Raw genomic sequence first — 14,875 nt, forward strand, 5'->3', positions numbered from 1 at the left:
TGCGGCGCAAGGCGTTCTTTCCTATATGGAAATATAAGAAGGGCAGTCTCTCGACGGGGGTCGAGAGGGACTGCCCTTCTAGCTGTTTGTTTTTTCCTAGTGCTGCATCATGTTTGCTGTTTTGTCAGAACGTCCACTTGACGGATGCGCCGCCCGTGATGCCCTTGCGCTTGCCCTGCCAGCCATTGAGGTGGAGGTCGTAGCTCACGCGGCTGTTCGCAGGCATGAAGCGGTAGCCGAGTTCGAGCATGGTGCTTGAGCCTTTGAGCGAGGGGCTGGGTGCGGCGTCGCCTTGGTAGGTCGCGCCCGCCTTGCCTGCGAATTCATGTTCCCAGGCGAGGCCTGCGTAGAATTCGCCCGTCGTCTTGTCCTTGAGGCTGTAGCGCAACCCGAGGCGCAGGCGCTGCGAGTTGACGCTGCCGAATTCGTAGCGGTCGCCCGTGTTGAGTGTTGCCGTCATGCTGTTCTGGTGCGACCAGAAGTAGCGTGCATAGGCGTCGATGGAAGAGTACTCCTTGATCGCGAAGGTCTTGCCTGCGCCGAGGTGCGCGCCGTAATAGGTGTTCGAGCCGTCGTAGCTCGCCGCCGTGCCGCCGAGGTTGGCGCTGTAGTCGCTCTTGGCGCGGCCTGCACGCAGAGATCCTTCGAGCCAGAGACCGTCTTTTTGCGTGAGCTTGCCGAGGATGCCTGCGCCGATATAGCTGATCTTGCCGTTGCCGTGCGTGCCGTCGTCGAGGTAGGAGTCGTAGGTGCCGCGGCCGTATTCGACGAAGGGGCTGAAGAGAACCTTCGCGCCGTCCTTCTGAACATCCTCACGCGCCCAGCCAACGCCGAGGTTCCAGCCCTTGGAGTCGACGTAGGAGCCGCTTTCCGCTCGCATACTGTTCGCGCCTGCCCCTGCCCAGAGCTGGTAGGCTGCGCCGTCGGAGGCGGTCGCCTTGCGCTGGGCGTTCTTGCCTTTGTCAGAGGTACTTGCGCTGACGGACATCTGGGCGGCGGCAAGGCCGTCCTGCACGAGGTAGTCGGCGCCTTGGTTGACGAAGCTGGCGAGTCCTGCACGCGTTTCGACGAGGGATTTTGCCTGCTCGGCAAAGCCCGCCTTGGTGACGGTCGCCGTCAGCTCGCCCGCCGCTTCCTGCTTGATCTCGTACTCGTAGCGGCGCGATACGCCCTGCATTCCTTCGACCTTGTTCTGAATCGCGGCGTCCGTCGTGAGTGCGCCGCCCGCGGTCTTCATGAGCAGGATCTTGTCGCCCTTGATGAGTTTCGGCGCGGCACCGCTTCTGGCGACGCCGATGTTCAGGCCACGGATGTCCTTCGTCGCCGTGCCGAGCTTGAGCATGGGTGTCGCCGCGCCCGCCGCCATCTCGTCGGTGTAGAAGTGGAGGTTCTGGATGCCTGCGAAGTCGTGCACTTCGGATGGCTTGTAGACGGCGAGCGTGTTGCCCGTGCCGTTTGCAGCAGAGCCTCCATAGACCGTGCCTGTGACGCGTGCGTCCTTGAGGTTGATCGTGTTGTTCTTCGTCACTGCGCCGAATCCGCCGTAGATGTTGGCGGCGGTCGTGACTGTGCCGAGGTTCACGGTGTTGCCCGAGGCCTCGCCGTTTGCGGCGTAGCCGCCGTAGAGCGTGCCTGTGACTGTGCCCGCCGTGTAGTCGACGGTGTTGTTCAGGCTGTTGTTCTGTTTGTCGGCTGCGGCTTTCGTGCCTGTGCCGCTCGTCCAGCCGCCGTAGACGTTCGCGTAGGTCTTGCTGGCATCGCTGAGCGTGAGCTTGTTGTCCTGCGTCGTGTTGCCCGCCTTGGAGCGGCCTGCCCATGTATCTGCGCCGTAGGTCGTCGTTTTCGTCGAGCCTTTGAAGGTATAGCCCTCGTAGGTCAGGGCGGTGACTTTGTCGCCCGACTTGACGACATCAATGTTTGTCTCCATCGTGGCGTCAGTGTTCAGCTCGGATTTCACGGCGTCGCCCGTGCGCCCGTTGGTGTTGATGCCAGTGACATTTTCCATGAGCGTCTTTGGCGTCTCGCTTGCCGCGCCCGTCGCTGTGAGGGTCGTCCAATCGACATCGGCCGCCGCGCCGCCCGTGACTTTGAGCATGGGATTCGCATCGGTGTTCGTCGTATCGAAGGTCAGCTTCTGGAAGCCCGAGATGCTGCCCGCTTTATTGTTTGTTCCTGTGACATTGAGCGTGTTGCCCGTGCCGTTTGCAGCGGTGCCGCCTTTGAGTGCGCCTGTGACTTGTGTGTTGCCCTTGAGTTTGACGGTATTGTTGTTCGTCGTTGTGCCATCGCCGCCTGTGATGGAATTGACCGTGGCATTGGCGAGGCTGACGATATTTTTCGTCGCGTTGCCGCTTGCCGCGCGTCCGCCGTAAACATCACGCACCGAGCCGCCCGTGATGTTTACGGTGTTGCCCGTCGCGTTGCCGCTCGTCGACCAGCCGCCGTAGGCATCATGGCCCGATGTGGAGCCGCCCTCGATGTTGACATGGTTCTTTACGGCATCTCCGTTTGCGGCGATGCCGCCAAAAATATCACCGCTCAGCGTGCCGCCTTTGAGCGTGACGGTGTTTTCCGTTGCCTTGCCCGTACCGCCGGATTCGCCGCCATAGATGGATCGCGCTGTGCCGCCGCTGATTTCGACGGAGTTGCCCTCGGTGTCACCGCCATGCGAGTGACCGCCATAGACATCTAGCGCTGAGCCGCCTGTGAGTTTGACAATATTCTTCGCAGATTTGCCTGAACCATTGGCTGCGCCTCCGACAGTTATGCTGATTACCGTACCGCCGTTGATATCGACAAAGTTGCCTGTGGCATTGCCGCTAACGGCGGTGCCTCCATGTATTTGTCCGTGCACGGTGCCGGCGTTCAATATTGCATGGTTGCCTATTGCATTGCCGCCTGCCGAGAGCGTCATACCGCCGCTCATGTGATGGACGTTAGTGCTTGTTCCCGTAAGCGTAATCTTGTTGTTCATGCTGTGGGTCGTTGCGTTCTCTCCCGTTGCTGTCGAGCCTGTACCGCTTGTCAAGCCGCCATAGGCTGAACGTGGGAGATGATTGCCGCTCACAGTGACTTCATTGCCTGTTGTCGTGTTGCCGAGGATGGAGCGACCGCCCCAGATTGCTGTACTGTCACTTTTTGCCTCGGTTGAGCCTTTGAACTGGTAGTATTTATAGCCGATCTTGTTCGTGCCGTCGCGATCGATGATGCTTTCCGTCTTTTCCATCGTGCGCGATACTGCACCGCTGTAGTTGGCGACCGTGATGCCGTGCGTGTTCTCGATCAGCGTGCCCTCGCTCTTGTCGAGCGGTGCACCCGACAGATGGATTTGCTCAAGGCTTGCAATCTGTGTCCCTGCGCTGTCGCTTAAGGTGAGCAGGGAAGAGGCCGCATTCGTATGGGCGTTGAAATTGAAGTTAATCGTCGAGAAGTTTTTAATGTTGTGCGCTACGGCATTGGTATTGACGTTGAGCGTGTTGTTCGACACTTTGTCAGGGTGACTATCGTTGCGACCGCCGTAAATCGTGCCGTTGATCGCGTAGCCTGCCGCCATGGCGCTCGTGCCGTCGCCGAGGTTGACCGTATTGCCGGATACCTCGCCTGTACCGTCGGAATGACCGCCTTCGACGCCCGTCATGATGCCGCCCTTGATGGTGACAATGTTGTTTTTTACATTGCCGTTTTCATCGGCATAGCCGCCGTAGACCATTCCCGTATGACCATTTTCGATCGTCGCTTGATTATGGAGCACGTCGCCGTTCGTTCCGGCTGCTGCTATGCCGCCGTAGACGGTAGTTGCATTGCCGCTCTTGAGGAGTGCTGTATTGTCCTTGACGATTCCTGTGCCGGTGCCTTTCGTCATGCCGCCGACTAAGTCGCCGTTGAGCTGATTGCCGTTGAATACGGCATGGTTGTCCTCTACATTGCCGCCGCCGTTCGCGGCACCGCCAAAGATTCCGTCGGTGTTGGAAAAAAACGTTCCCGTTGCCGAATTGACGATGACACGGTTGCCTGTCACATTGCCTGTGCCGAACGTAAGGCCGCCGTAGAGTTGTTTCGTATAGTGTATATTTTTGAATGTCAGCGTATTGCTTGTCACGTTGCCGCTGTTGGCTTCCTCCTTGATAAAGCCTGCTGCCGTGCCGAAGGCTGGCCCGCCTCCGGGATGTTCGGCGTTGTCGCTCGGTGCATGTGCATCGTCAATCGCTACATTCTGCCCGCTGACATCGGCAGCGCCTGCCGCTGATGGTGTGAGAAGCGTGCCGCTGCCGAGGGCGAGGGCGACGAAAAGCGCCAGCGAATGGCGCGAAGATTTTTTGTTGAACATTATTCTCCTCCTTTTAGGACTAACCACCCAAGACTTTTGCATAATTTGGACTTTTGGATTCATTATAGCAATTAATTGATAATTGGTCAACATTTCTCCTCTTGCGCCCTTTTATTGCGGCTTCGGGCTTTTTTTGCTATACTGCTGTATTGAACTATATGAGTATGAAGGCAGGCGGCGGCAGCTGTCTGTATTCGATAAGGAAAGCAGGGGAAGTTTTGGAGCAGAAGCGCAGTTATCGGCGCATCGGGATCCTCGTCGCCGTCTTGCTCGTCGCCGCGGTCGCGGCGGCTGCGGCGCATTTTTTCGGCGGCGGCCTCGTGCGCCGCACGACGGCGGACGGCATGATCGCAGGAAGTTCCGAGATCCACGTGATGATCTTGGGCGTCGATGAGCGAAAGGACGATGTGGGGCGAAGCGACACTTTGATGGTCGCGACGGTCGATCCCGAGAAGGGGACGGCTTCGCTGCTTTCGATTCCGCGCGATACGCGCGTCGCCATCGAGGGGGCGGGCTACGACAAGATCAATGCTGCCTACGCCTACGGCGGCTATGCGCTGACGAAGAAGACGCTTGAGCAGCTGCTAGACGTGCCGATGGACTATTATATCCTCATCGACGTGCATGCCTTCGAGCGCATCATCGACGCCTTGGACGGCATCGACATCGACGTGGAGAAGCGCATGTACTACGAAGATCCTTGGGATGACGACGGCGGACTCGTCATCGACATCTACCCGGGCATGCAGCACATGACGGGCGAGAAGGCGATCGAGTATGTGCGCTATCGTGACATGGAGGGCGACATAGGGCGCATTCGCCGCCAACAGCGCTTCATGCGTGCGGTTCTGCAGAAGGTGACCTCGCCCGAGATCTTCGCGAAGCTGCCCGAGATCGTGAGCGAAGTGGCGAAGAGCGTCAAGACCGACCTCGACACGAGCGACATGATCAAGTTCCTGCAGATCATGAAGAAGGTGCAGGAAGACGGGCTGACGGCGGAGATGGCGCCGGGCAATCCCGCTTGGTTCAAGGGCGTCAGCTACTGGATTCCCGACATCATGGAGATCCGCCGCATGGCGGCGCGCGCGGCGGGCGTACCGTTTGCGGGCGAGGCGGCGGAGCGCGCTGAGAGCTATGCAGCGAAGTACAAGGAGGAGATGCCCGAGGGCTTCCGCTTTGACGATGCCGGGTCGCAGTCGGGTGAAAAAGCGGCGGGCGAGAGTGCAGCAAAGAAGAAGGAAGAACCGACGAAGCCACCCGCACCGAGTGCAGTCGCCGTCACGGTCGTCAATTCGAGCGGCATCACGGGCGCGGGCGCGGAGGTCGCGGCGATCCTGCAGGCGAAGGGCTTCGTCATCCGCAACGTCGAGACGGGCAAGAGGAGCGACCGAGCGCAGACGACGATCACGGCGGGCGGCAGGACGGTAGATCTCTTCTACGGCATGCCGTTTCCGTGCATCCTCATGGAGGGCGGCGCGAAGGACGAAGCGCTCGTGAACATTGGCAGGGATTATGTGAAGCGATAAAGTTATTTTGCAAATTATTGTTGTCAGGAAAGCACGGATGAAATAAAGGAAGCGCTGATAAAATGAAGTCTCCCGGATGTGCAAAGATGGGTGGCTGAATTTATCAGAGATTCCGTTAGAAAAGGGAGTTTCAGGTGAAGGCAGTCGGGCTTGCCAAATCATTTGGCGTGAAAGAGATTTTCCATGATGTGACCTTTGAGGTGCGCCGCGGCGAACGCGCGGGTCTTGTCGGCGCGAACGGCGCGGGCAAGACGACCTTGATGCGCTGCCTCCTGGGCGAGGAGGAGGCGGATGCAGGAACGGTGCAGCTCGACGACGGCGCGGCGATCGGCTACGTCGAGCAGCAGGCGGCGTTCGGCGAGGGCACGCTCTACGAGGAGTTTCGTCGTGCCTTTGCCGACGTCATCGACCTCGGTGAGAAGAAGCGTGCGCTGGAAAAGGAGATCGCCGCTGCATCGAGCGAGGAAAAGCTCGCACTCTACGGGCGCGTCGTCGACGAGTTCGAGCGGCTCGGCGGCTATTCGTTCGAGAGCCGCATCCGCCGCGTCGCCTTTGGCCTGGGCTTCACGGCGGAGGACTTCGAGAAGGATGTGCATCACTTCTCGGGCGGGCAGAGGACGCGAATATGCCTCGCGAAGGCGCTGCTGCGCGAGCCGGATTTCCTTTTTCTCGATGAGCCGACGAACCATCTCGACATCAAGATGATCGAGTGGCTCGAAGACTTCCTCTCAGAGTATGCGGGCGGCGTCATCATCATCTCGCACGACCGCTTCTTCCTCGACCGCGTGGCGACGCACATCCTCGATCTTTCGGGCGGCACGGTGACCGCATACGCGGGAAATTACAGTTACTTCCAGAAGGTGCACGCCGAGCGGCAGAAGTCGCTGCTCGCCGCCTACGAGAAGCAGCAGGAGCACATCAAGCGCACGGAGGAGTACATCCGCCGCTACCGCGCGGGCATCAAGGCGAAGCAGGCGCGCGGGCGTGAGAGCCAGCTGCGCCGTATGGAACGCATCGTGCTGCCGGCGGAGAAGGCGAGCTTCAGCTACTTCGCCTTTCATCCGCCCGCTGAGTGCGCCGACCGCGTGGCGGAATTGGAGGATGTGACCTTCGCTTTTGGCAGCCGCGCCGTGTTTTCGCATCTCTCCTTGCTCGTCCGCAAGGGCGACGGCATCGCCATCGTCGGCCCGAACGGCGCGGGCAAGACGACGCTCCTGCGCGTGCTTCTGGGAGAGCTTGCGGCGCAGACAGGGCGCGTGAAGATCGGCAGCCGCGTGAAGATCGGCTATTTCTCGCAGCAGCATGAGGGGCTGAATCCTGAGAATACCTTGGTCGGCGAACTCAACTACGATTTCGGCATCGCAGAGGACGAGGCGCGCAAGTACCTCGGCGCGTTCCTCTTCCACGGCGACGAGGTCTTTCGCCGCATCGGCGATCTCTCGGGCGGCGAGCAGGCGCGTCTGGCGTTCCTCAAGCTCATGCTCACGGGCGCAAACTTCCTCGTGCTCGACGAGCCGACGAACCATCTCGACATTCCTGCGCGCGAAGCGGTCGAAGAGGCGCTGATGGCATTTCCCGGCACGTTCGTCGTCGTCTCGCATGACCGCTACTTCCTCGACAAGGTCGCGAACACGACGGCGGAGCTTGCAGCGGGAAGTTTGCGCGAGTACGAGGGAAACTACAGCTACTACCGCATGAAGAAGGAAATCGAGGAGAAGGAAGCCGCCGAAGCCGCCGAGGAAAGGGCGGGCGGCGCGAAAAAGGCGGCAAAAAAGAGCGCGGCTTCCGCTATGCGGCGGGCGGCAGGTGCGGCGTCGGATGTGTCGCCGACGCAGGCGGGCGCTGCCGCAGGCGCGGCTCGCGGTACGGATGCTTCTAAGACGGCAGAGGAAAGCGCCGCCCGCAAGGAGCAGGAGCAGCGCCGCCTCGCGTCTCTGTCGGACGCCAAGCGCACCGAGATGCTCGCACGCGCCGAGGCGGAGATCGCCATGGCGGAGGCGGAACTCAAGGGATTGGAGTTCGAGATGAATCGGCCCGAGGTGCAGGGCGATCCCGAAAAGAGCGCGGAAATCGCCGAATTGTATGCGGCGAAGGAGCAGGAGATCGAGGAGCGCTACGCGCGTTGGGAAGCGCTCGCCGACTAGGGAAATGCCCGCGGCGAGACTGAGCCTTTGCGCGGAGCGAAGCGCAGGAAGGAAAAGAGCCGCCAAGTGGCAGGAGGTGCAGCATGGAAACGCTCGAAGGGACGGCACAAAGCGTCGTCTTTGCCGCGCCCGAGGGGGGCTTCACGGTCTTTCGCCTGCGGCCATCGGGGCGGCGCGGACTCGTGACGGTGACGGCGAACGCGCCCGCACCGCTCGTGGGGCAGGAGATTGCGCTTTCGGGCGAGTGGGTGCAGCACCCGCGCTTCGGCGAGCAGTTCAAGGCGGCGACGCTTCGCGTTTCTGCGCCGACGAGTCTCGCGGGCATCGAGCGCTTCCTCGCGTCGGGCGCGATCGCGGGCATCGGCGAGGCGATGGCGCACCGCCTCGTGCAGAAGTTCGGCAAGGAGACGCTTGAGATCATCGAGAAGAAGCCCTCGCGCCTCACCGAGGTCGCGGGCGTCGGCAAGAAGACGGCGGCGAAGATCCACGCTTCCTACATGGAGAAGGAGGAGCTCAGAGAGATCATGCTGTGGCTCGAAATGCACGGCGTTTCGGGCGCGTACGCCGCACGCATCTTCGAGACGTACAGCTCCTTTGCCATCGAGGTCATGGAGAAGCATCCGTACCGTCTGGCACGCGACGTCGCCGGCATCGGCTTTTTGACGGCGGATGCGATTGCCAAGAGCGCAGGAATCGCCGAGGACAGCAAGGAACGCATCGAGGCAGGGCTAGGCCACGCGCTCCTCACCGTCTCCCAGCAGGGGCATTGCTGCATCCCTGCGCCCGCTTTGACGGAGCGTGCGGCGAAGCTTCTCGGCACGCCGACGGAGGAGGTGCGCGAGGTCTTGAAGGAAGCCTTGGCCGCCGAAAGGCTCGCCTTCGAGGAGGTCGGCGCGGAGACGCTCATCTATCCGCCGTGGCTCTACCGCGCGGAGAAGCGCACGGCGCAGATGCTTTTCTTCCTGCAGCAGAAGGCCGCCGTGCTGCCCGCAGAAAAGGCGGCAGCCATCGTCGCCGACTGGGAGCGGGCGGCGGGCATCACGCTCGCCGCAGAGCAGCAGCAGGCTGTCGCCGCCGTGCTCGACCATGCGGTCTTCGTGCTGACGGGCGGCCCGGGCACGGGCAAGACGACGGTCGTGCGCGGCATGATCGCAGTTCTTGAGAGCCAGGGGCTCTCCGTGCTCCTCGGCGCACCGACGGGACGCGCAGCGAAGCGGCTCGCAGAGGCGACGGGGCGCAAGGCGGAGACGGTGCATCGGCTTCTGGGCGCACAGGGCGGCATAGAGGCCGACGGCTCGCCCGTATTCGAGAAGGACGCGGACGATCCTCTGGACGCCGACGCTATCATCCTCGACGAGGTGTCGATGATGGACATCGTGCTCATGGAGCATTTCCTCGAAGCCGTGCCCGAGGGCGCACGCGTCATATTCGTCGGCGATGTCGACCAGCTTCCTGCCGTCGGTCCCGGCTCTGTCCTCAAGGACATCCTGCGCTCGGGCGCTGTGCCGAGCGTGCGCTTGAAGGAAGTCTTTCGCCAGAGCGGCGAGGGAACGATCGTCCTGAACGCGCACGCGATCAATCGCGGGCGCATGCCGCAGTTCACTGCGGGCGGCGATTTCGAGTTCCTGGAGATGCCCGATGAGGAGGCGGCGGCGCGGCGCATCGTCGCGCTGTGCCGCGAGGAACTGCCGCGCGAGGGATTCAACGCTTTGGAGGATGTGCAGGTATTGTCGCCCATGCACCGCACGCCGTGCGGCGTCGACAATCTGAACCGCCTCCTGCAGGCGGCGCTCAACCCGCCCGCGCCCGAAAAGGCGGAGTTTCGTAACAGCACGCTCACATTCCGGGTCGGCGACAAGGTCATGCAGACGAAGAACGACTACACGAAGGGCGTATTCAACGGCGACATTGGCTTCATCCGCGAGGTGTCGGCGGACGGCGTCAAGGTGCGCTATTCCGAGGAGCTGACGGCGGACTACGAGCCGAACGAACTCATGATGCTCACGCTCGCCTACGCCATGAGCGTGCACAAGAGCCAGGGCAGTGAGTACCCTGTGATCGTCTTGCCGCTCGTCGCCGCGCATCACATCATGCTGCAGCGCAATCTCCTCTATACGGCGGTGACGCGTGCGAAGAAAAAGGTCGTGCTGCTCGGCTCGAAGGCGGCTGTCTTCACGGCGGTATCGAACGACAGGACGCGCAGGCGCTACACATTGCTCGCCGAGAGACTCGCGGGCGCGGGCGGCGAGAGTCCGCTGCTCTCGTGAGGGGCGCAGCGTGGCTCGCCGCCCTGGCGGACGCCGTATCTTCCGTCGTCTTTCCCGCACGCTGCCCGGCTTGCGGCGCTTACTGCGAGAGACGCGGCGGCTGGTGCGCGCCCTGCCTTTCGCGCACGGTGCGACCGCATCGCCTCGCACTTTCGGCAGAAGCGCTCGCCGCGCTCGATGATGCGTGGGCGGTCGGCTTCTACGGCGGCGCGCTCGGCACGCTCGTTCGTGACCTCAAGTATCGCGGCAGGCGCGGTGTCCTGCCCTATATCCACGCGGCTCTGGCGGCGGCGAAACTGCCGGAGCAATTTCTCGCCGTCGATCTTGCCGTCTATGTGCCGCTCCATGAAGCACGCGAGAAGAAGCGCGGCTTCAATCAGGCCGAGCTGATCTTCGCCGCTTGGCTCAAGGCGAAGGGCATCCCCGCGCGCCCCTTGCTTCAGCGGACGCGCTCGACCGCGCCGCAGTACGGACTCGGCGAGAAGGAGCGGACGGACAACGTGCGCGGCGCGTTCTCCCTCGCCGAGGCGGGGAAAGGCGGCGCGGGAGAAATCGCGGGGAAAAGCATCGTGCTGCTCGACGACATCCTGACGACGGGGGCGACGCTCACGTCTTGCGCCGCCGTGCTGAAAAAGGCGGGCGCAGGCTCTGTGTATGCACTGGCGCTGGCGAGCGACCGAAGCTAGAATAGGGCTGTTTGCATCGTGTTGATGCATGATTCAGCTGCGCAAGCATACAAAAATGCCCCATCTGCCGCATTTTGCGGCGGATGGGGCATTTTGTGTTATGTGTTTGTGCGAGAGCTTACCCGGGAACTTTCGTCAGAAGCTCCAGGCTGTGCTCTTCGTTCATCGTGCGGCACATTTCGATGAAGGTGTCGAGCGGCACATCTTTGAGCTGCTCGTTCGTGCCGCGCACGTTGATGGAGACGGTGTTTTCCTCGGCTTCCTTGTCGCCTAAGACGAGGATGTAGGGATCCTTGTAGTGCTTGAAGCCCTTGATCTTCTCGCGCATGTTCTTGTCGGCGTAGTCGACCTCGAAGCGCACGCGGCTCTTGAAGAGCTTCTGCGCGACCTTCTTGGCGTAGTCGTTGTGCTCGGGGCGGATCGGCACGATGCCGACCTGCACGGGGCTGAGCCAGAAGGGGAATGCGCCCTTGAAGTTTTCGATGAGGACGCCGATGAAGCGCTCCATCGAGCCGAAGATGGCGCGGTGCAGCACGACGGGCTGCTTGTGGCTGCCGTCCTTGGCGATGTACTTGAGGTCGAAGTTCTGCGGCAGCTGGAAGTCGAGCTGCAAGGTACCGACCTGCCACTCGCGGCCGAGCGCGTCCTTCATCTTGAGGTCAATCTTCGGGCCGTAGAAGGCGCCGTCGCCCTCGTTGACTTCGTAATTGCCCTCGCCGTACTTGCGGTCAAGGATCTCCTTGAGCTCTTTTTCCGCAATATTCCATGTCTCGATGTCGCCCATAAAGTCATCGGGGCGCGTCGAAAGCTCCGCCTTGCAGCTCATGCCGAGCGTCGAATAGATTTCATCGGCGATGTCCATGATGTCGCCCATCTCGGCGGCGATCTGGTCTTCCATGAGGAAGGTGTGGTCGTCGTCCTGACGGAAGAGCTGCACGCGGAAAAGGCCGTTGAGCTCGCCCGACTTTTCCTTGCGGTGGATGACGTCGACCGTGTTGTAGCGAATCGGCAGATCGCGGTAGGAGCGCGTCTTGCGCTGGTAGATCTTGATGGCGTTTGGGCAGTTCATCGGCTTGATCGCGAAGGTGTCGTCCGCTTCGATGTCGCCGTCTGCGCCGGGAATCAGGAACATGTTTTCCTTGTAGTGCGCCCAGTGGCCGCTCGTGACCCACAGGCGCTTGTTGTTGATGACGGGCGCGGAAACTTCCTGATAGCCGTGCGCTTCGTGGATGCCGCGCCAGAATTCCAGCAGCGCGTTGAAGAGCTTCCAGCCGCGCGGCAGCCAGTAGGGCATGCCGGGCGCCGTCTCGTCGAACATGAAGAGGTCGAGCTGCGGCCCGATCTTCTTGTGGTCGCGCTCCTGCGCGTCCTTGATGAACGCGAGGTGCGCCTTGAGCTCCTCCTTCGTCGGGAAGGCGTAGGCGTAGATGCGCGTGAGCTGGTCGCGCTTCTCGTCGCCGCGCCAGTAGGAGCCGGACATGGAGCGAAGCTGCCAGGCGACAGACAATAGTGCGGCAGAGTTCTCGACGTGCGGCCCACGGCACAGGTCGACGAAGTCATCGCCCGTGCGGTAGATCGTCAAAATCTCGTCTTCGGGCAGATCCTCGATGAGCTCGACCTTGAACTTTTGATTCTTGAAAAGTTCGAGCGCCGCCTTCTTGGAAATCTCCTCGCGCTTCCAATCTTCCTTGCGCTTCAAGATTTCCTTCATCTTTTCCTCGATGGTCTTGAGGTCGTCGTTCGTCGCTGGGCGCGGCAGCAGGAAGTCGTAGTAGAAGCCGTCGGCAATCTCCGGCCCGATGGCGTACTGTGTCTCTTTGCCGAAAACTTCGATGACAGCCTTTGCAAGCACATGCGCCAACGAGTGGCGGTAGACGTGCAGGAATTGTTCTTTATCCATGATGTTTCCCCTTTGCTGGACATTTGTGCAGGTACGGCGCGCATGAGGCGAGCGGCAGCCTGCACAGTTTCTTCTATTATAGAGCAAAATGTGCAATCTGTCACGAAAGTCTTGCATGCGGGGATTCGAGGCACATCTGGCGGATTGGATGAGGAGGAACTTTATTTTGATGCAAGAGTTTCCAATTTTTTTATAAAATCTGTAGATAGTTTATATCTGTGGGCTCTGCGTGTTGTGTTCGTCGTGATATGATCAGCGGGATAGCGTTTGATATGTGTCTGAATTGTTTTTGCGCTTTGCCCAACCGTGCTCGCAATCTCTTTTAAGGTTGCTCCGTCATCTGAAAAAAGATATGCTTGCAGCAGTACAAAATAAATTTTCCAGTCGGCTTTGTTTTTTGCTGTCCCGAAGTAGTGGATTTCAAGAGCTTGAGCCAAAGCATCAAGTTTTTTTCGCCGTTCCTGTAAAATCTCATTGACACGAGTGGTACTTTTCTGAATCAGCCAAAGGAAACCGGTAATAAATGGTGTTAAGTCTCCGTAGTTTCCTGGATGATTAGTATCTTCAAATAATTTATAGTATACGCGAAGGGACTTTTTGATGGTAATGGAGAGACGGATTGCGACCAATGGGTGTAATATTTTGGCAAGGTAATATGATGTAATAAAGCGTGAGGTCCGGCCGTTTCCATCATAGAAGGGATGGATGTAACCAAAGAAATAATGGAAGATGGAAATACGTATTAATCCCGGGATTTGTTCATTCTGTAAAGTTTTTAATGCAGTTTCCATAGAGAGAATAATTTTTTCCTCTGGAATGATGCCGCGATGGATGACTTTCGATTTGGACCATACATCGACAGGTTCTTTCCGAAAGATTTTGCCATCGGGAAGATTAGCAGGATCATCTCTTTTGATTTCGTCTGCTAAAAATTCGTCGTAGAATTTACGCAAGTTATGACTACAACGAAAAGAAATCTCTTCCTGCTGCTGAAGTTTCAGATACTTGTTGACAGTACTCCAGAGACGGGGGCGATGATGAGAATCTGTAGAATCTTGCTCATCGATAGCTGTTTTGATTTCTTTGCGTGTACTGCGAACACCTTCTATGGCGTTGCTGGATTGGATCTCTTCGATTAGACAGGCTCGACGGAAGGATTCAATCGCTATGTGAGGAAGTGTTGCTGTAATGCTTGTCAATTGACGGAGTTCAAGCATGATGGAGGAGAGAATTTGCATGATGTCTTCCGTATAGTAATAAAAGGAAGTAAATTCGTGAGAAGCATTCAGATGCTTAATCGGTATGTCGATGTGATGTGCCAGGACGGAATTGTACAAACTGTGGTAAAGCTCTTGGCTTTTGGGTTCATTTTGGTGATATTGCTTTAGCAGGATGGGTGTCGGCATAGATCATCACCTCGTATGACACGGGAAAAAAAGCAGATTTTTTCTTAGGTGTAGAATGAACTGAGAAAAAAGAGCATATTTTTCTTAGTTGTGAAATGAACTAGGAAAAAACCGCGTTTTTTTCCTAGTTCATTTCGTACAATATCATTTTTTCGACTTGACCTGTGCAAACGCCTTTTCCGCTGCAGCAATCGTGCGGTCGATGTCTTCGTCCGTGTGGGCGAGCGAGAGGAAGAGCGTCTCGAACTGCGAGGGAGCGAGGTAGATGCCCTGTTCGAGCATGGCGCGGAACCAAACCTTGAAGGCTTCCTGATCCGAAGCGGCGGAGCTTGCGTAGTCCTTGACCTTGCCCTCATTGAAGAATATGCTGAACATCGAGCCGGCCTGGTGCGCCTGAATCTTGACTCCCGCCTCGCGTGCGGCGGACTCAAGGCCGAGGACGAGCTTCTTCGTCTTCAAGGTGAGCGCACGGCTCGCGTCGGCTTCTCCGGGTTCCGGCTCTTTCAAAATGAGCTTGAGCGTTTCGATGCCCGCCGTCATGGCGAGCGGATTGCCCGAGAGCGTGCCCGCTTGATAGACGGGGCCTGCGGGCGCGATCTGCTCCATGATGTCACGGCGG

8 protein-coding genes are annotated in these 14,875 nt (G+C 59.3%); 4 read left to right on the plus strand and 4 right to left on the minus strand.

The genetic code is table 11. The annotated features are described in order from the left end of the window. Nucleotides 1-124: 124 nt before the first annotated feature. A complete protein-coding gene (locus HMPREF1153_RS00090) occupies nucleotides 125-4,327 on the minus strand; it encodes an autotransporter outer membrane beta-barrel domain-containing protein (RefSeq protein ID WP_009644863.1) in 4,203 nt (1,400 codons plus the stop codon). 158 nt (nucleotides 4,328-4,485) lie between these two features. On the opposite strand from HMPREF1153_RS00090, the gene HMPREF1153_RS00095 reads away from it, so the two are divergent. From HMPREF1153_RS00095 to HMPREF1153_RS00110, 4 genes are all read left to right on the plus strand, one after another. Next, entirely contained in the window at nucleotides 4,486-5,853 is a 1,368-nt protein-coding gene (locus HMPREF1153_RS00095; RefSeq protein ID WP_050992490.1) for an LCP family protein, read from the plus strand. 134 nt (nucleotides 5,854-5,987) lie between these two features. Beyond that, nucleotides 5,988-7,997, plus strand: coding sequence for an ABC-F family ATP-binding cassette domain-containing protein (locus HMPREF1153_RS00100; RefSeq protein WP_009644869.1), 2,010 nt, complete (start codon nucleotides 5,988-5,990; stop codon nucleotides 7,995-7,997). Nucleotides 7,998-8,080: 83 nt separating this feature from the next. Then, nucleotides 8,081-10,264, plus strand: a complete 2,184-nt coding sequence (locus HMPREF1153_RS00105) for an SF1B family DNA helicase RecD2 (protein WP_009644878.1) — start codon at nucleotides 8,081-8,083, stop codon at nucleotides 10,262-10,264. Further along, a complete protein-coding gene (locus HMPREF1153_RS00110) occupies nucleotides 10,261-10,950 on the plus strand; it encodes a ComF family protein (protein WP_009644883.1) in 690 nt (229 codons plus the stop codon). Before HMPREF1153_RS00105 ends, HMPREF1153_RS00110 begins: the two co-directional genes overlap by 4 nt. Before the next feature lie 118 nt (nucleotides 10,951-11,068). Here HMPREF1153_RS00110 and thrS read toward each other — a convergent pair whose 3' ends face one another. The 3 genes from thrS to HMPREF1153_RS00125 all read right to left on the minus strand — a co-directional run. Continuing rightward, nucleotides 11,069-12,850 (minus strand): threonine--tRNA ligase, encoded by a 1,782-nt coding sequence (gene thrS, locus HMPREF1153_RS00115; protein ID WP_009644881.1) that lies wholly within the window; start codon nucleotides 12,848-12,850, stop codon nucleotides 11,069-11,071. A 161-nt stretch (nucleotides 12,851-13,011) separates the two neighbouring features. Then, nucleotides 13,012-14,256 (minus strand): Fic family protein, encoded by a 1,245-nt coding sequence (locus HMPREF1153_RS00120; RefSeq protein WP_009644877.1) that lies wholly within the window; start codon nucleotides 14,254-14,256, stop codon nucleotides 13,012-13,014. A 144-nt stretch (nucleotides 14,257-14,400) separates the two neighbouring features. Further along, nucleotides 14,401-14,875, minus strand: a 475-nt coding sequence (locus HMPREF1153_RS00125) for an aminotransferase class III-fold pyridoxal phosphate-dependent enzyme (RefSeq protein ID WP_037369236.1), incomplete at its 5' end; no start/stop codon positions are given.

The sequence above is a fragment of the Selenomonas sp. CM52 genome (assembly GCF_000292955.1).
GTDB lineage: Bacteria > Bacillota > Negativicutes > Selenomonadales > Selenomonadaceae > Selenomonas.